At 52.2% G+C, this 15588-nt stretch carries 19 protein-coding genes; 5 read left to right on the plus strand and 14 right to left on the minus strand.

The genetic code is table 11. The annotated features are described in order from the left end of the window. Window positions 1-67: 67 nt before the first annotated feature. From GFC06_RS09885 to GFC06_RS09925, 9 genes are all read right to left on the minus strand, one after another. Window positions 68-1252 carry an MFS transporter gene (locus GFC06_RS09885; protein ID WP_047358817.1) on the minus strand — a complete coding sequence of 395 codons (1185 nt, stop codon included), beginning with the start codon at window positions 1250-1252 and terminating at the stop codon, window positions 68-70. 179 nt (window positions 1253-1431) lie between these two features. After that, window positions 1432-2427: a glycine betaine/L-proline ABC transporter substrate-binding protein ProX gene (gene proX, locus GFC06_RS09890; RefSeq protein WP_016154154.1), complete on the minus strand. Its 996-nt coding sequence runs from the start codon at window positions 2425-2427 to the stop codon at window positions 1432-1434. A gap of 68 nt (window positions 2428-2495) precedes the next feature. Beyond that, window positions 2496-3560 (minus strand): glycine betaine/L-proline ABC transporter permease ProW, encoded by a 1065-nt coding sequence (gene proW / locus GFC06_RS09895; RefSeq protein ID WP_016157302.1) that lies wholly within the window; start codon window positions 3558-3560, stop codon window positions 2496-2498. Then, window positions 3553-4755 carry a glycine betaine/L-proline ABC transporter ATP-binding protein ProV gene (proV, locus tag GFC06_RS09900; protein ID WP_016157301.1) on the minus strand — a complete coding sequence of 401 codons (1203 nt, stop codon included), beginning with the start codon at window positions 4753-4755 and terminating at the stop codon, window positions 3553-3555. The genes proW and proV overlap by 8 nt, the downstream gene beginning before the upstream one ends. A 354-nt stretch (window positions 4756-5109) precedes the next feature. Continuing rightward, window positions 5110-6069, minus strand: a complete 960-nt coding sequence (gene nrdF, locus GFC06_RS09905) for a class 1b ribonucleoside-diphosphate reductase subunit beta (protein WP_153690099.1) — start codon at window positions 6067-6069, stop codon at window positions 5110-5112. A gap of 10 nt (window positions 6070-6079) precedes the next feature. After that, complete coding sequence (gene nrdE, locus GFC06_RS09910) at window positions 6080-8224, minus strand: class 1b ribonucleoside-diphosphate reductase subunit alpha (protein WP_153690100.1); 2145 nt, start codon at window positions 8222-8224, stop codon at window positions 6080-6082. Beyond that, the gene (gene nrdI / locus GFC06_RS09915; RefSeq protein ID WP_016157298.1) at window positions 8197-8607 is read right to left on the minus strand and encodes a class Ib ribonucleoside-diphosphate reductase assembly flavoprotein NrdI; all 411 of its coding nucleotides are present in this window, start codon (window positions 8605-8607) and stop codon (window positions 8197-8199) included. The genes nrdE and nrdI overlap by 28 nt, the downstream gene beginning before the upstream one ends. Further along, window positions 8604-8849: a glutaredoxin-like protein NrdH gene (gene nrdH / locus GFC06_RS09920; protein WP_016157297.1), complete on the minus strand. Its 246-nt coding sequence runs from the start codon at window positions 8847-8849 to the stop codon at window positions 8604-8606. The genes nrdI and nrdH overlap by 4 nt, the downstream gene beginning before the upstream one ends. A 225-nt stretch (window positions 8850-9074) precedes the next feature. Then, window positions 9075-9506, minus strand: a complete 432-nt coding sequence (locus GFC06_RS09925; RefSeq protein WP_153690101.1) for a carboxymuconolactone decarboxylase family protein — start codon at window positions 9504-9506, stop codon at window positions 9075-9077. Between the two features lie 90 nt (window positions 9507-9596). Between GFC06_RS09925 and pdxR the strand changes: the two genes are divergently transcribed. Both pdxR and GFC06_RS09935 read left to right on the plus strand, forming a co-directional pair. After that, a complete protein-coding gene (gene pdxR, locus GFC06_RS09930; protein WP_049043316.1) occupies window positions 9597-10931 on the plus strand; it encodes a MocR-like pyridoxine biosynthesis transcription factor PdxR in 1335 nt (444 codons plus the stop codon). A 124-nt stretch (window positions 10932-11055) separates the two neighbouring features. Then, window positions 11056-11406 (plus strand): DUF2002 family protein, encoded by a 351-nt coding sequence (locus GFC06_RS09935; protein WP_016154145.1) that lies wholly within the window; start codon window positions 11056-11058, stop codon window positions 11404-11406. Between the two features lie 36 nt (window positions 11407-11442). Here the strand turns inward: GFC06_RS09935 and alaE are convergent, their stop codons facing one another. Beyond that, on the minus strand, window positions 11443-11892 hold the full coding sequence (gene alaE, locus GFC06_RS09940) for an L-alanine exporter AlaE (protein ID WP_016154144.1): 450 nt from the start codon (window positions 11890-11892) through the stop codon (window positions 11443-11445). Window positions 11893-12449: 557 nt separating this feature from the next. Here alaE and stpA point away from each other — a divergent pair. Beyond that, a complete protein-coding gene (stpA, locus tag GFC06_RS09945; RefSeq protein ID WP_153690102.1) occupies window positions 12450-12851 on the plus strand; it encodes a DNA-binding protein StpA in 402 nt (133 codons plus the stop codon). A gap of 36 nt (window positions 12852-12887) precedes the next feature. Here stpA and GFC06_RS09950 read toward each other — a convergent pair whose 3' ends face one another. The 3 genes from GFC06_RS09950 to GFC06_RS09960 form a co-directional block, all read right to left on the minus strand. Next, window positions 12888-13067, minus strand: coding sequence for a hypothetical protein (locus GFC06_RS09950; protein WP_016154141.1), 180 nt, complete (start codon window positions 13065-13067; stop codon window positions 12888-12890). Window positions 13068-13147: 80 nt separating this feature from the next. After that, the gene (locus GFC06_RS09955) at window positions 13148-13675 is read right to left on the minus strand and encodes a rhodanese family protein (protein ID WP_016154140.1); all 528 of its coding nucleotides are present in this window, start codon (window positions 13673-13675) and stop codon (window positions 13148-13150) included. A gap of 9 nt (window positions 13676-13684) precedes the next feature. Next, on the minus strand, window positions 13685-13984 hold the full coding sequence (locus tag GFC06_RS09960) for an ArsR/SmtB family transcription factor (protein ID WP_016154139.1): 300 nt from the start codon (window positions 13982-13984) through the stop codon (window positions 13685-13687). Window positions 13985-14168: 184 nt separating this feature from the next. Here GFC06_RS09960 and GFC06_RS09965 point away from each other — a divergent pair, with 184 nt between their 5' ends. Then, a complete protein-coding gene (locus GFC06_RS09965) occupies window positions 14169-14327 on the plus strand; it encodes a YqaE/Pmp3 family membrane protein (protein WP_003037242.1) in 159 nt (52 codons plus the stop codon). A 96-nt stretch (window positions 14328-14423) separates the two neighbouring features. Further along, complete coding sequence (lysM, locus tag GFC06_RS09970) at window positions 14424-14873, plus strand: peptidoglycan-binding protein LysM (RefSeq protein ID WP_016154138.1); 450 nt, start codon at window positions 14424-14426, stop codon at window positions 14871-14873. Window positions 14874-14888: 15 nt separating this feature from the next. Here lysM and csiR read toward each other — a convergent pair whose 3' ends face one another. Further along, a complete protein-coding gene (gene csiR, locus GFC06_RS09975; protein WP_153690103.1) occupies window positions 14889-15572 on the minus strand; it encodes a DNA-binding transcriptional regulator CsiR in 684 nt (227 codons plus the stop codon). Between the last annotated feature and the right edge of the window lie 16 nt (window positions 15573-15588).

Raw genomic sequence — 15588 nt, forward strand, 5'->3', positions numbered from 1 at the left:
CTTAGCAGACTGATGGGCTCCTTAACACCCTGCGGAGCCCAATCAGCGGTAAACATACGCTATATGCTTAATTTACGGCTTCCTGACGGTGATATCCTCGCCACCAGACCAACAGGTTGAGTAGGGCAACTGTCGTACCGGCCAGACAAACGCCAGCCCAACCGGCATGCTGCCAGGCGGAGGCCGAAATCAGCGAACCTGCCGCCCCGCCAATAAAATAGCTGGTCATGTATCCGGCGGTCAGGCGATTACGCGCGTCCGGATGAATGCGATAGATAACCGTCTGGTTGGTGATATGCACACCCTGAACGGTGAGGTCCAGGACCAGGATACCGATAATCAGCATTGGTACGGAACTATGCCCTAACCAGATAGCCCACCAGGAGAGCAGCAGTAATAACAGACCTGTGGTCGTGGTGAGATGTGATTTTCCCTTATCGGCAAAACCACCTGCCGGACGCGCGCCTAACGCCCCTGCGGCCCCTGCCAGGCCAAACAGCCCGATCGTTCCTTCGGAGTAGTTAAACGGCGGCGCGGCGAGCAAAAACGCCATAGAGGTCCAGAGAATACTGAAATTGGCAAAGGTCAGGCAGCCCAACATCGCGCGGGTACGCAGCAATTTATCATGGATAAACAGGCTGAATACGGAGCCTAACAGTTGCGGATAGTTGAGATGAGTATCTGATTTCATCTTCGGCAGACCGCGCCACAGCGCAATCGCCATCAGCGCCATTAATATCGATGCGACCCAAAATACGGTGCGCCAGCCGCCAAGATTGGCCAGTAATCCCGCCACGGTGCGCGCCAGCAGGATACCCAGCAGCAGGCCGCTCATAATGGTGCCGACAACTTTACCGCGCTTATCCGGCGTGGCAAGCGTCGCCGCCAGCGGAACCAGAATCTGTGCCACTACCGAGAACAATCCGGTAAGGGCGGTGCCGAGGATCAGCATGCCCAGCGACTGGCTGCTGGCGGTAATAAGCATGCCGCCTGCCGCTAACAGCGTCATGGAGACGATCAGCATCCGACGTTCAAACATATCGCCAAGCGGTACTAAAAACAGCAGGCCGGCGGCATAGCCGAGCTGGGCCGCGGTGACGATAAAGCCAGCGGTGCTGGCCGATAGCGAAAAGTTACGTGCGATGGTGTCGAGCAGCGGCTGCGCGTAATAGTTACTGGCGACGGCGAGGCCGGTGGCGATAGACATTAACAGGATCAGCGAAGGGCTAAGTCCCTGAGTGGTTTTCGTCATGGTTTTCAACTGAAAAATGGGTTGCAGAAAACAATCATAACGTAAGTGATTAAATGTTGCTGATTTGTTGGGTGATGGATTGTGTGGTTGGGAGGAGGGCGTGTAGGCCGGATAAGGCGCATCGCGCCACCATCCAGCATTGGTGTGATGGCGCTACGCTTATCAGGCCTACGAGGGGGTTATTTCTGCGCAGCCAGCGCTTCTTTCACCCAGCCATCAAACTGTTGCTGGTGGGCTTTGATCCAGCCGTCAACGTGACCCTGTACGTCGGCTTCAGATGCTTTCCCGTCGTGCATCATCGCGTTCTGCGCGTTGATATCCGCCAGCGGCAGCTTCATGACGGCAAACAGTTTCGCCGCAGCCGGGTTTTTCTCCGCCCAGGCTTTGTTGGCGACGATATGCATAGTGTTCACCGGGAAGCCGTAGTTGGCGCCGTTTGGCAGCTTGGTATCAATGTCTTTCTGCTCGCCTGGCAGGGAAGAGAACGGCACCTGCAGCCAGACCACATCTTTACCCGGTTTCATAACGTCGCTCACCCAGTACGGTGTCCAGGTGTAGTAAAGAATGGGTTTGCCTTCTTTAAAGCGGGTAATGGTGTCAGCCATCATCGCCGCATAGTTACCGTGGCTGACCTCGACGGTTTTTTCCAGATCGAAGGCTTTGTTCTGGTGGTTGATCACCGCTTCGCAGCCCCAGCCCGGCGAGCAGCCCATCATGTCTGCTTTTCCGTCGCCGTTGGTGTCAAAGATTTTGGCGATCTTCGGATCTTTTAACTGGGCAATGTTGGTGATTTTATACTGCTCAGCGGTTTTTTTATCGATCAGATAACCTTGCGCGGCACCCGTAACGAATACCCCCTCGCGATAGAACTTTTTGTCTCCGCCCGCTGCGGCATACATATCATCATGCAGAGGCTGCCAGTTCACAGCGGTAAAAGTTGCATCGCCAGAGGCAATGGAGGTATAGCCGACGTTGTAGTCAACTTCGCTTGTTTTGTTAACGGTATAACCCAGTTTCTCCAGCGCACGGGCGACCAGTTGCGTCTGGAAGGATTCTTCAGAGATAGTGCTCTGGATTGGCTGTACAGTGATGCCTTTGCCTGGCAGATCGGCAGCGAAAGTGCTGGTGGAGACAAGGGTGGCAAACGCTGTGGCAATAATGACGTTCTGTCGCATCGTTGTTCCTTAATTATTGGAGGGACGTATAGGCCCGGTAAGCAATGCGCCACCGGGCAACGGGTGAATTACTTCGTGAATGGGCGAGTGATAAGCCCAACGGGACCGGTGGTGTACCAGCGACGGTTACCACGGCTACGGGCGTCGCGACCGACAGCCTGCGTCAGGCGGTCGAGAATGATGGCGAGGATCACGATCCCAACCCCGCCGACGGTGGCAAGCCCCATATCCAGACGACCGATTCCGCGCAGAACCATCTGACCCAGTCCGCCGACGGCGATCATCGACGCGATGACGACCATTGAGAGCGCCAGCATCAGCGTCTGGTTGACCCCGGCCATAATGGTAGGCATCGCCAGCGGGAGCTGGACTTTAAACAGCATCTGACGCGGGCTGGCGCCAAATGAGCGCGAGGCTTCAATCAAGTCGGCTGGCACCTGGTTAATCCCCAGAATGGTCAGACGCACGATTGGCGGCAGGGCGAAGATAATCGTCACCACCACGCCCGGGACGTTGCCGATACCAAACAGCATGACGATCGGCACCAGATAGACGAACGCCGGTGTGGTTTGCATGGCGTCCAGCAGCGGACGAACAATTTTTGCCGCCCGTGGACTGCGCGCCAACCAGATCCCCATGGGTAGACCGATCACCACGCAGAACAGCAGCGCGGTTAGTACCAGCGCCAGGGTGATCATGGCCTGCGACCACGCGCCGATGGCCCCGATTGCAATCAATGAAATCAGCGTAGCAACGCCCATTCCAACGCCGGAAATCTGCCAGGCAATCAGAGCGAACAGGATAATCGCCACCGGGGCTGGCATACCCAACAGAAGCTGCTGGAAGCCGTTGAGAATATAATCCACCGGGACTCGAATGCCCTGGAAGACCGGACGGAAATGGGTAACGACCCAGTCGATCCCTTCTGTGACCCAGCTATCCAGCGGGATCAGCGTTTTATGGAACGGATCCATAATATTGAAATGCTCTGGCGCCGGCGCGGGTGCGCTGGTCAGCCAGTCTGCGCCACCGCCGTCAGCTGGCGCGCCTGATGGCGTACTCCAGGCATCGGCGGTTTGTGCGGCACTGTCGGCCGCTGGTGTGGTATCCCACGGATTGGTTTGATCAGCCATTGTTTGCCCCCTCACGATCTAAAGCCTGTAACAGCATGCGTTTTGAAATAATGCCCACATACTGCTGTTCCTCATCAACAACCGGCACCGCGCACGGGGCCTGGCCGACATGAGAAAGCAACTCGCTGAGAGGAGTTTGTGCATCCACGGCTAGCGGCTCATCGATCAATGCCGCTTCAATACCTTGCGCCTGACTTAATGCTGTTTTTAAAGAGTCGATAGAGACAACGCCGACGAATTTATTGCCGCGCTCGATCACGTAACCATATTCGCGATCTTTGTCCTGCAATAATTGCAGCGCTGAACGTGGACCGACCCCGGGCGTTTTACGAATTAAACCTTCAGGGCTACGACGTGAAATATCCTTGGCACTAAAGACCTGGCTAATATCAACGCCGCGGAAGAAGGTGCGTACATAATCATTGGCCGGATTATTCAGGATTTCATCTGGCGTGCCGACCTGGACCACTTCACCGTTTTGCATAATGGCAATTCTGTCGCCAATACGCATAGCTTCGTCGAGATCGTGGGAAATAAAGACCACGGTACGTTGATGTTTCGCCTGTAGTTTTACCAGTTCATCCTGCATCTCGGTACGAATTAACGGATCGAGGGCAGAAAAGGCCTCATCCATTAATAAGATGTCAGGGTTAATGGCTAATGCACGGGCGAGGCCCACACGCTGGCGCATCCCTCCGGAAAGTTCATCCGGGTATCCGTGAGCATAATTCTCCAGACCAACCTGACGCAGCGCATCTAACGCTTTTTCACGACGTTCATCCGCGCCAACACCGGCTAATTCCATGCCGAATGCCGTATTGTCCAGGACCGTCATGTGCGGCATCAGGGCAAAGGACTGGAAAACCATCGCAATCTTTTTTCTGCGCACCTCGCGAAGCTCAGCATCGGATATCCGGGCGATGTCTACGCCGTCAATCAATACTTGCCCGCGGGTGGGTTCAATCAGGCGATTGAGAAGGCGTACCATTGTGGATTTACCCGAACCGGATAATCCCATGATGACAAATATCTCGCCTTCTTCAATGGCCAGACTGGCGTTCTTAACGCCAAGCGATAGCCCTGTTTTATCCAGAATCTGCTCTTTTGAAAGTCCTTTTTCAATATATTTGAAGGCTCTCTGCGGATGCTCTCCAAATATCTTATAGAGATTTTTAACTTCTAATTTAATTGCCATGCAATAGAATGATTCCTGTTATTTGTTTATATCGATATATTACCTGATGGAAATAGTGACCTTTTTCTACCCTAACATACTGAGAATCTGAGACAACCCTGAATTTGTTTGTGGCACGAATATTGCCGAAGGCCATGTGGCGGGACTTCCCGTGATATAAGGGCTGAGCGCGAATGTGAATGGGGTAATATTTTTTGTAAATGGCAATGAAAAGTCGCCTGAATTGCTGAAATGCAGGCGAATAATGCGTCTGATATTGAGTGTAGATCACACAATTATATTTGCACGACAAAAGTGTGATCCTGTTAAAATATTTCCGCGAAAAATGTACGGTATTTCCCGCGGAAATGAGTGCTAGAAATTCCAGTCGTCGTCTTCGGTTTCGACAGCTTTTCCCATCACGTATGATGAGCCGGAACCCGAGAAGAAATCGTGGTTTTCGTCAGCGTTGGGCGACAGCGCAGCAAGGATTGCCGGGTTAACCTCCGCCATTTCTGGCGGGAATAATGCCTCATACCCCAAATTCATTAATGCCTTATTGGCGTTGTAGCAAAGGAAGGCTTTGACGTCATCCACCCAGCCGGTTTCTGCATACAATTCTTCCGTATAACGAGCTTCGTTATCATACAATTCCATCAGCCGGTCGAGGGCAAAATTCTTTAACTCCTCGCGTGCGGATTCAGAAATGTGCTCCAGACCTTTTTGATATTTATAACCAATGTAATACCCGTGAACTGCTTCATCACGAATGATCAGACGAATGAGATCGGCGGTATTGGTCAGTTTTCCGCGGCTGGAGAAATACATTGGCAACCAGAAGCCGGAATAGAACAGGAAGGATTCCAGAAACACGCTGGCAATTTTTTTCTTCAACGGTTCGTCGCTGGCGTAATGTGTCAAAACGATCTGTGCCTTGCGCTGGAGTGGGGTATTTTCTTCACTCCACGCGTAAGCCGCATCCACGTCTTTGGTCTGGCAAAGAGTGGAGAAAATTGAGCTGTACGAACGGGCGTGCACCGCTTCCATAAAGCTGATATTCGATAGCACCGCCTCTTCATGCGGCGTTAACGAATCGGCCATCAATGCTGGCGCACCGGCTATGTTCTGAATAGTGTCGAGCAGCGTCAGCCCGGTAAAAACGCGGATAGTCAGCTGCTGTTCGGCGGCGTTCAACGTTTGCCAGGCCGGGATATCGTTGGAGAGCGGGACCTTTTCCGGTAGCCAGAAGTTACTGGTCAGGCGATTCCAAACCTCGAGATCTTTATCATCCTCAATCTTGTTCCAGTTGATGGCACTCACGCGGGATAATGTCATGTTGTCCTCCTTACAGCGCGCATGACACGCAACCTTCGATTTCGGTTCCTTCCAGCGCCAACTGGCGTAGTCGGATGTAATACAGCGATTTGATGCCCTTACGCCAGGCGTAAATCTGCGCTTTGTTGATATCGCGAGTGGTGGCGGTATCGGGGAAAAAGAGCGTCAGTGAAAGCCCCTGATCGACATGCCGCGTTGCTTCAGCGTAGGTATCAATGATTTTTTGTGGACCAATCTCGTAGGCATCCTGATACAAGGCCAGATTCTCATTGGTCATAAACGGGGCAGGGTAGTAAACGCGCCCGGTTTTGCCCTCTTTGCGAATCTCCACTTTTGACACGATCGGGTGAATGCTTGATGTCGCATGGTTGATGTAGGAGATAGAACCCGTTGGCGGAACCGCTTGTAAATTCTGGTTATAAATGCCGTAGCGCATGACATCTTCACGCAGCTGCGACCACATTTCGCGCGTTGGCAGCGTAATGCCGCTGGCGGCAAACAGTGTGCGAACCTTGGCAGTTTTTGGCTGCCAGTCGCCCTGCAGATACTGGTTAAAATACTCACCGCTGGCGTAGCGGGACTGTCTGAATCCGGCAAAGGTTTTGCCGCGTTCCCGGGCGAGCTTCATCGACGTATTCAGCGCATGCCAGGTGATGGTGTAGAAATAGAGATTGGTGAAATCCAGCCCTTCAGGTGAGCCGTAGGCGATACCTTCCCGTGCCAGATACCCGTGCAGGTTCATCTGCCCAAGACCGATAGCGTGCGATGCGCTGTTCCCGGCCTCAATTGAGGGTACGCTGCGGATATGGCTCATGTCCGAAACGGCCGTTAAGCCGCGAACCGCCGTTTCCACGGTGCGCCCAAAGTCTGGCGAATCCATGGTATGAGCGATATTCAACGAGCCGAGGTTGCAGGATATATCGTGCCCTGTTTGTGCGTAATTGAGGTTTTCATCGTAGGTGGAAGCGCTATTAACCTGCAAAATCTCCGAGCACAGGTTGCTCATATTGATTCGACCGGCAATCGGATTGGCGCTATTCACCGTGTCTTCAAACATGATGTAAGGGTAGCCGGACTCGAACTGGATCTCGGCCAGCCGCTGGAAGAAATCGCGGGCGTTAATGTATTTTTTGCGCACTCGTTTGTCGGCAACCAGTTCGTCATACCGTTCAGTTACGGCGATATCACCGAATGGTTTGCCGTAAATTCGTTCCACGTCATACGGTGAAAACAGCGCCATTTGGGCATTTTCTTTGGCTAACTGGAAGGTGACATCCGGGATCACCACTCCAAGCGAGAGCGTTTTGATACGGATTTTCTCGTCGGCGTTTTCACGTTTGGTATCGAGAAAACGCAAAATATCCGGATGATGCGCGTGCAGATACACCGCGCCCGCACCCTGACGCGCCCCTAATTGATTCGCATAAGAAAACGCATCCTCCAGCATTTTCATTACCGGGATCACCCCAGAGGACTGGTTCTCAATGCGCTTAATGGGCGCACCCGCCTCACGCAGGTTAGAGAGCAAAAATGCCACGCCGCCGCCGCGTTTGGAGAGTTGCAGCGCCGAGTTGACCGCCCGTCCAATTGACTCCATGTTGTCTTCAATGCGTAACAGGAAGCAGGAAACCAGCTCGCCGCGTTGCTGTTTACCGCAGTTTAAAAAGGTTGGCGTGGCGGGTTGAAAACGCCCGGAGAGCATTTCATCGGTCAGTTGCAGAGCGAGCGCTTCATCGCCCTGCGCCAGAGTGAGCGCCACCATCGTTACGCGATCCTCAAAGTCTTCGAGATAGCGCTTCCCGTCGAACGTTTTCAGCGTATAGCTGGTGTAGAACTTCCATGCGCCGAGGAACGTCTGGAAACGGAATCCGCTGGCGTGGGCGTGGGCGAATAGCTTCAGCACAAACGCGCGATCGTAGCGGGCTAACACGCTGGCATCGTAATAGCCTTCATCCACCAACGTGTCCAGACGCGCCTGCTGGCTGGCAAACGTCACCGAGTTGGGGCGGACGTGGGCGGTAAAGAATGCCTCCACCGCCTGATGGTCTTTGTCGAACTGAATGCGCCCGGCCTTATCGTACAGATTCAGCATGGCGTTCAGGGCGTGATAATCCAGCGTCTGCTGTATTACACGTTCTGCGGTTGTCGTTGCCAAAATTCGCTCACTCCTTTTTGCACGTTGTCGATATCGCTTTGGGTGCCCATCAGCTCAAAGCGATAGAGCCACGGCACGCCGCATTTTTGTGAGATGACATCACCCGCGCGACCGTAGGCGTCCCCGAAATTGCGATTGCCGGAGGCGATCACTCCACGGATTAACGCCCGGTTGTGCGTATCGTTTAAAAAGCGGATCACCTGTCTCGGGACCGCGCCAGCTGTACCGCCGCCACCGTAGGAGGGCACGATTAAAATGTAAGGTTCGTCTACCCGGATCCGCTCGCGTTCGTTAAGCGGAATGCGGATGGCCGGCAGCCCCAGACGCTGCATGAAGCGGTGCGTATTTTCGGAGCTGCTGGAAAAGTAGACGAGCTGACTCATGCGCTGGCCACTTGAGGAGCCGGGCGCAGACGGTTGATCATGTCCGGGCGAAATCCTGACCAACTGGTTTCCCCTGCGACCACGACCGGTAACTGACGAAAGCCTTGATCGCGCAGGCGATCAGCCATATCGGGGTGTAAATCGACGTTTACCATCTCAAAGTCAAACCCGCGGCTTTCCATCGCCCGCTTAGTGGCGTGGCACTGAACACAGTTGTTACGAGTGTAAATGACAATGCGCATGATTCGTATTTCCATCTAAAAGTAAAAGAATGACGCGATAGAGGGCGTCAGGTTGCGTGTGTCTTGATAGAGGAGATACTAGATGTAGTTTTAAAAAGATTCAACCATACAAGATATGGTAATTTTAGATTGATGAGGGCATGGGTGATGAGCGTGACGGAGGAAGTGATAGAAACTATGGCAGGTTGCCGGATGGCGTTTATGTCGCCATCCGGCAGCGCAGAATCACATGCGCATCCCTACCGCCAGACGGTTAAAGCAGTTCATCAGGCTAATAGCAAACGTCAGATCGCTAATCTCTTTCGCGTTAAAATGGTCGAGCAGCGGCAGATAAACGTCATCTTCGGCATGGGTGCTGGCTATATGGGTGACGGATTCGGCCCACGCCAGCGCCGCACGCTCCTGCTCGCTGAAGTGATGACTCACCCGCCAGCCTGCCAGCGCGTCCAGTTTGGCCTGCGCAACACCGGATTTGCGCAGCGCCTTACTGTGCATTTCCAGGCAAAAGGCGCAGCCGTTGATTTGCGAGACTCGCAGGTAAATCAGTTCCGTCAGCGTAGGTTCCAGCGCGCAGTTTTCCAGCGCTTTGCTGGCCTGAACCAAAGCGTTATAGATTTCAGGACTGAGTTCATAATAGGGCTGGCGTAACATTGTCATGGTATTTCTCCTCGTTTGGATGACCCGCAATGTAGCACTATAATGGACTGCTACAGAGAGCCATATTGTTGCCAAAAAAGCAGACCATAAATGCCACGCTATCAGCAAATCGCCCGTCAGTTAAAAAACGCCATTGAGAAAGGTGAACTAAAGCCAGGCACAAGATTGCCCTCCAGTCGGACCTGGGCCCAGGAGCTGGGGGTATCACGTTCGACGGTGGAAAATGCCTATGCAGATCTGGTGGCGCAGGGCTGGCTCACGCGGCGCGGGCAGGCAGGAACATTTGTCAGTGAGCAACTGCGACCGGAAAACGCACCTGTGTCTCCCGCCATCTTCGCCGGAGAAAACCCCAGGCCGCAGCCTTTTCAGATGGGATTACCCGCACTCGATCTCTTCCCGCGGGACGTCTGGGCGCGGGTGATGGGGCGGCGTTTACGCACCCAAACGCGTTTTGACCTGGCCGTGGGCGATGTTTGCGGCGAACGGGTTTTACGTCAGGCGATTGTCGATTACCTGCGCGTCTCACGCAGTATTGAGTGCCAGCCGGAGCAGATTTTTATTACTTCAGGCTACGCGGCATCAATGACGTTAATCCTGCGCGCTCTGTCTCAACCCGGTGAGGGGATGTGGGTCGAAGATCCTGGCTTTCCGTTGATTCACCCCGTGGTGGCTCAGGAGCGCATTGAGCTGATGCCGGTGGCAGTTGATGCCGATGGCCTGGATGTCTGCGCTGGGATCCGTGACTACCCGCAGGCGCGTTTTGTGCTGCTCACACCCGCACACCAAAGTCCGCTGGGCGTCGCCCTGTCATTAGACCGTCGCCACCAACTGCTTGAATGGGCGACTCGGGCACAGGCGTGGATCATTGAAGATGATTACGACAGTGAATTTCGCTATCACGGTAAACCGTTGCCGCCGCTAAAAAGTCTGGATGCGCCCCAGCGGGTGATTTATGCCGGAACGTTCAGCAAATCGATGTTTCCGGCTTTGCGCACGGCATGGCTGGTGGTACCCCTGACTCAGGTCGAACATTTTCGTCAGCAGGCGGCGCTAACGGCCTGTAGCGTTCCGGTTTTATGGCAGCAAACGCTGGCGGATTTTATGCAAGATGGCCACTTCTGGCGCCACTTAAAACGTATGCGCCAGAATTATGCCCTGCGACGTCAATGGATGGAAAACGCGCTGAGCGAACAAGGATTTAACGTCATTCCTCAGGAAGGAGGGATTCAGTTGGTGATAACTGTCGACGGAGATGATGTTGCGCTAGTGCGCAAAGCGAATCAGGCCGGGCTGGCGGTTCAGGCGTTAAGCCGCTGGCGAATAACTTCAGCAGGAAAGGGGGGAATATTGCTGTCGTTTACCAACATCAGCTCGGTGGAAATGGCGCAGCAGGCGGCGTATCAACTGCGGATGTCGCTGACATAATTCTGCGCGGTTCTTAAGATATTCGTCCCACCATCGCCACTCGTTTATGGACTTTTCTGAAAGCGTTGCTAATGCTGAATCAGGTAAGGTAAGCCCGCAGTAAAAAAGATAACGAGGAAAATATATGTATTTACGACCTGATGAGGTGGCGCGCGTACTTGAAAAAGTGGGCTTTACCGTCGATGTAGTGACGCAAAAAACGTACGGCTATCGTCGTGGCGAAAATTATGTGTACGTTAACCGTGAAGCACGTATGGGACGTACCGCATTAGTTATCCATCCCACGCTAAAAGAGCGCAGCTCTTCGCTGGCGGAACCTGCGACGGATATTAAAACCTGCGATCACTACCAGCAATTCCCGCTATATTTAGCCGGAGAGACTCACGAACATTATGGTATTCCGCACGGCTTCAGTTCGCGAATTGCGCTTGAGCGTTATCTGAGTGGGTTGTTTGGCGACGTTAGTTCAAACTAATAATGCGACTGGCAGGGCCAGTCGCGAAGAGATCTGTCAGGCTTTAGCCTGATGATAGCTGCTGACCTTAAACAGGCGGCGGCAATAATCAAGAAAGTAGCCATAGACCGCGCCCATTAGCATTGATACCACGATGTTCGAACTTACTGCAGCCGTAATCTGGTGCCAGTCGGCGCCAACCGTCAAAAGAATAATCACATACACTGGTGACTGGAAGGTAACATAAGCCAGCACGTCCGCCAGGTTTTTCCCCCATCCTGCTTGCGTGGCTTTACGCGCCGCGCGCATAAACAAATCGCGATACATGCCGTATGGCCACGCGATCAGGATGTTGACGGGGATAGCCACCAGTCTGGAGTACAGAGACTGTTCGAAGCTCATTCCTGAAAGGAATATTTCGATCAACATGTTCACGACAGAACAATAAACAACCATCGCGAACGTGTCTGCTACTGCATGACGCAAGCGTGACTGCGGAGAGAACATGTTAATGCTCCTTGTAAAAAGGGAAAAAAAAGTTTTGAATACCTTCTTGCTAGTGATTTGTCTTGCTGCTTTCGCGTTTGAATAGGATATCTGCCTGGATAATAACTAGCAACTAGCTTAAAATTTTTATTTATTACCTTTTTGTCGATAAAATGCTCTGCAATGGTTTGTTTTTTGTTCGTTTTGGTATTTTCGTTGCTGATTTAATTAAAGGCATTTTAGATCAATGGGTTATGGAAATTTGTTTTTCTGAATTTTTTGCGCTCCTTTTCTCAATGTTGACTAATGTGCAATATGTATACGCACCGGCTCCGCGCGATGTTGTGGCCTGTTTCTCGAGTGATACCCTGAGACTCCTTGCAGGTATATTTATAGCGACTAGCAGAGGAATAGAATATATCGCATAGGCGATATCAAAATGGATGCTATAAATACACGAATTAGCTTTTTTGATTAGTAATATGCGAATAAATTAGACTGGAAATATAATAAGCAGTTGCATACAATATTTAGTGTAATACCGTTTTTATGTTTTACGTTAAAGAGGTTTTGTTAATATGAGTTCAATGTTAAAAAACTTAAATAATATCCGCTCGTTGCGTGCAATGGCTCGTGAATTTTCCGTTGATGTGCTGGAAGATATGCTTGAAAAATTCAGGGTAGTGACCAAAGAACGCCGCGATGAAGAAGAACAACTACAGCGCCAACGTGCAGAACAGCAGGAAAAAATTAATACTTTGCTGGCGCTGATGCAGGCAGACGGGATCAATCCGGAAGAACTGCTGAGCATGACGCCTGCGATGGCAGGTTCAGTTAAAAAACGTCAGCCGCGCCCGGCGAAATATCGTTTTACCGATCTCAATGGTGAAACAAAAACATGGACCGGACAGGGTCGCACACCGAAGCCAATTGCCCAGGCACTGGCTGCCGGTAAATCTCTTGATGACTTTTTGATCTGATTATTAATGCGGTGAGGGCGACCTCACCGCTTATTTTCAGCAAACGCCAAAATCACCCTCTTCGGTATATCGCGTCACGTCAGCTGCTTTTAGCGTGAATTTTTCGCCGCTTTCATTACTGGCGTGTACCGCCACAATGTGATCGCCATTGACTTCGACAACTTTCAGTTTAGGTCCACCCATGCGTGGTTGAACCAGATCGCCAGGTTTAAACATATTGCTCTCCTTTATTTATCGCAGAACTCACCATAGATCACGTCAATCAGCGGGTACAGCGCAGTTTCAATGATTACTGCTTAATGAGTACGTCGGTTCCAGGGCATGATATCCAGCAATCGCGCCATGCCGCAAAAGCCGGTCACGCCAGCGAGTATTAGCCCGGCGCCCACAAAACCGCTCAGCAGGAAGAAGGCGCTGCTAACGGTGTAGCCCAGAATGACGCCGAGTAAGGCAAGGCTGCCTGCGGCTATCTGCACCTGGCGCATCAGCGGTAACGGTTGTGAACGATCTTTTGCCACCGGAAAACCTGCGGCTTTCCAGCCGTCAATGCCACCTTCCAACAACCAGACCTGCGCAGGCGCGGCAATAGCGTTCAGTTTTGTCGCCGCGTTTTGTGTACGTTTGCCTGACTGGCAGTGAAAAATCACCTGCCCGGCGCGTAAATTCGCAGGCAGCGATCCCTGCTCTAGCGTAGGTAATGGCGCCAGATGTGCCTCCGGAATATGCTCGTACAGATACTCGTCAGCATCGCGGATATCAATCAGTTTTGCGCCTTGTGCGACCAGCGTCTGCGCCTCGCGTGGGGAAATCGTCCCAATGGTCATGATGGCTCCTTATGGGCAATACAGTGTTTTTAATGTGGCGATCAGTGAATTCACGGCCGCATTTTTGATGGAGTACAGGATGCGCTGGGCATCGCGTTGGCTGTCTATCAGGCCCTCTTCGCGCATACGCGCCAGATGCTGCGAAGTGGCGGAAGGACTCAGGCCGGTAACACGGGCTAATTCGCCCGCGCTGGTACCGGGTGAGCCGCAGAGCATGCACAAAATCAGCAACCTTTTCGGGTTACTCATCGCTTTTAGCAGGGCGGCAGCCTGCTCAGCGCTGGCCTGGAGTTGTTCAAGTTCAGTCATATGTATTTAAGCATGTTCTAAATTAAGATTATTCTAAAATAAACGGTCAACGTACGCCAGCGTAAAGAGCGTAAAGGAGGGTAAAACAGCAGGGGAAGGCTGGCAGAGTTAGGTACACTGACTATGCTTAGAGATAAAATCTCTTTTTAAACAATGAGTAACTTTTTGCTTGTATGGAGTGTGTATGGGTTTCTGGAGAATCGTTTTTACTATTATTCTGCCCCCGCTTGGCGTGCTGCTGGGGAAGGGGTTCGGCTGGGCATTTATCCTCAATATTGTTCTGACGCTGCTGGGCTACATCCCGGGTCTGATCCACGCCTTCTGGATACAAACGCGTAACTAATTACCTTTCTACTACGGCGCTTTGGCGCCGTTTTCTTTGCGCTCCTTACTCCTCTGCTACACTTCCTGGTGTTGATTGTTAACTACTGAGGTGGATATGGGACTCTTTAATTTTGTAAAAGATGCGGGTGAAAAACTGTGGGATGCGGTTACTGGCAACCATGACACTGCCGATCTGGCAAAAAAGGTACAGGAACACCTGAACAAAACGGGCATCCCGGATGCGGATAAAGTGAACGTCCAAATTAACGAAGGTAAAGCCACCGTTTCTGGCGATGGATTAAGTCAGGAAGCGAAAGAAAAAATTCTGATTGCGATTGGCAATATCTCTGGTATTGCCAGCGTCGACGATCAGGTAAAAACTTCTGCGCCGGCGAGTGAAAGCCAGTTTTATACCGTAAAATCAGGGGATACCCTGAGCGCTATTGCCAAACAGGTATACGGTAACGCCAACCTGTATAACCAGATATTTGAAGCGAATAAACCGATGCTGAAAAGCCCGGATAAAATTTATCCAGGGCAGGTTTTGCGTATTCCAGAACAATAAGAATGTTCAGGCTTATTACGTCAGCAATTTGCCGGACATCGCTTGTTGAATAATCGGAATGGGCGTCAGCAGGTGCTGGCGCATTAATTCGCTGGCACGTGCGGCATCGCGTGCCAGAATTGCTTCGGTCAGCGTTTGGTGCTGATCGTGTTTATCTTCCAACATCTCCACCGACAGCACCGTCTTTCGCAGCCAGATAAACCGGTAGCGCGCCGCCAAATCGAATAGCCGTTCGCGCATTTGCAGCAGATACTGTGAACCGCAGCCAGCGACAATTGCCGAGTGAAAAGCCTGATGGCGCTGATCCCACTCGTCGAGCATCTGTTCACTGGCGTCAACGGCTTCAAGCTTGCCGAGCATATGCGCCCGCGCCAGGATTTCAGCTTCCCAGGCGTCGCCGCCGCGTTCAATGGCCAGCGCGACCAGCATGGCTTCCATATTGGCGCGGGCATCGAAAATATCGAGTAACTCCTGTTCGGACATTGGGGCGACACGATACCCTTTCTGATTGACCACCGTGACCAGCCGCTCGGCAACCAACTGCGAAAGCGCTTCGCGTAACGGTCCCACGCCAAGCTCATAGCGTGAGGTCAGCAGGCTCATACGCAGTTTTTCATCAGGCTGATACACACCGCGGATGATGTCGTTTTTCAGCCAGCGGTATCCATCAATGGCCGTCGGTTGGGGAATGGCGGTCATGGTCTTACTCCTGAAC

It is taken from the genome of Citrobacter braakii (assembly GCF_009648935.1).
In the GTDB taxonomy this organism is placed as follows: Bacteria; Pseudomonadota; Gammaproteobacteria; order Enterobacterales; family Enterobacteriaceae; genus Citrobacter; species Citrobacter braakii.

What these genes read in the sequence shown, in the direction of transcription:
- nrdF (WP_153690099.1), bottom strand. Translation starts at nt 6,069, where the DNA reads ATGACATTATCCCGCGTGAGTGCCATCAACTGGAACAAGATTGAGGAT.
- GFC06_RS09885 (WP_047358817.1), bottom strand. Translation starts at nt 1,252, where the DNA reads ATGACGAAAACCACTCAGGGACTTAGCCCTTCGCTGATCCTGTTAATG.
- GFC06_RS09960 (WP_016154139.1), bottom strand. Translation starts at nt 13,984, where the DNA reads ATGACTGAACTTGAACAACTCCAGGCCAGCGCTGAGCAGGCTGCCGCC.
- GFC06_RS09935 (WP_016154145.1), top strand. Translation starts at nt 11,056, where the DNA reads ATGTATTTACGACCTGATGAGGTGGCGCGCGTACTTGAAAAAGTGGGC.
- GFC06_RS09950 (WP_016154141.1), bottom strand. Translation starts at nt 13,067, where the DNA reads ATGTTTAAACCTGGCGATCTGGTTCAACCACGCATGGGTGGACCTAAA.
- stpA (WP_153690102.1), top strand. Translation starts at nt 12,450, where the DNA reads ATGAGTTCAATGTTAAAAAACTTAAATAATATCCGCTCGTTGCGTGCA.
- proV (WP_016157301.1), bottom strand. Translation starts at nt 4,755, where the DNA reads ATGGCAATTAAATTAGAAGTTAAAAATCTCTATAAGATATTTGGAGAG.
- lysM (WP_016154138.1), top strand. Translation starts at nt 14,424, where the DNA reads ATGGGACTCTTTAATTTTGTAAAAGATGCGGGTGAAAAACTGTGGGAT.
- nrdH (WP_016157297.1), bottom strand. Translation starts at nt 8,849, where the DNA reads ATGCGCATTGTCATTTACACTCGTAACAACTGTGTTCAGTGCCACGCC.
- alaE (WP_016154144.1), bottom strand. Translation starts at nt 11,892, where the DNA reads ATGTTCTCTCCGCAGTCACGCTTGCGTCATGCAGTAGCAGACACGTTC.
- GFC06_RS09925 (WP_153690101.1), bottom strand. Translation starts at nt 9,506, where the DNA reads ATGACAATGTTACGCCAGCCCTATTATGAACTCAGTCCTGAAATCTAT.
- GFC06_RS09955 (WP_016154140.1), bottom strand. Translation starts at nt 13,675, where the DNA reads ATGACCATTGGGACGATTTCCCCACGCGAGGCGCAGACGCTGGTCGCA.
- pdxR (WP_049043316.1), top strand. Translation starts at nt 9,597, where the DNA reads ATGCCACGCTATCAGCAAATCGCCCGTCAGTTAAAAAACGCCATTGAG.
- GFC06_RS09965 (WP_003037242.1), top strand. Translation starts at nt 14,169, where the DNA reads ATGGGTTTCTGGAGAATCGTTTTTACTATTATTCTGCCCCCGCTTGGC.
- csiR (WP_153690103.1), bottom strand. Translation starts at nt 15,572, where the DNA reads ATGACCGCCATTCCCCAACCGACGGCCATTGATGGATACCGCTGGCTG.
- nrdI (WP_016157298.1), bottom strand. Translation starts at nt 8,607, where the DNA reads ATGAGTCAGCTCGTCTACTTTTCCAGCAGCTCCGAAAATACGCACCGC.
- proW (WP_016157302.1), bottom strand. Translation starts at nt 3,560, where the DNA reads ATGGCTGATCAAACCAATCCGTGGGATACCACACCAGCGGCCGACAGT.
- proX (WP_016154154.1), bottom strand. Translation starts at nt 2,427, where the DNA reads ATGCGACAGAACGTCATTATTGCCACAGCGTTTGCCACCCTTGTCTCC.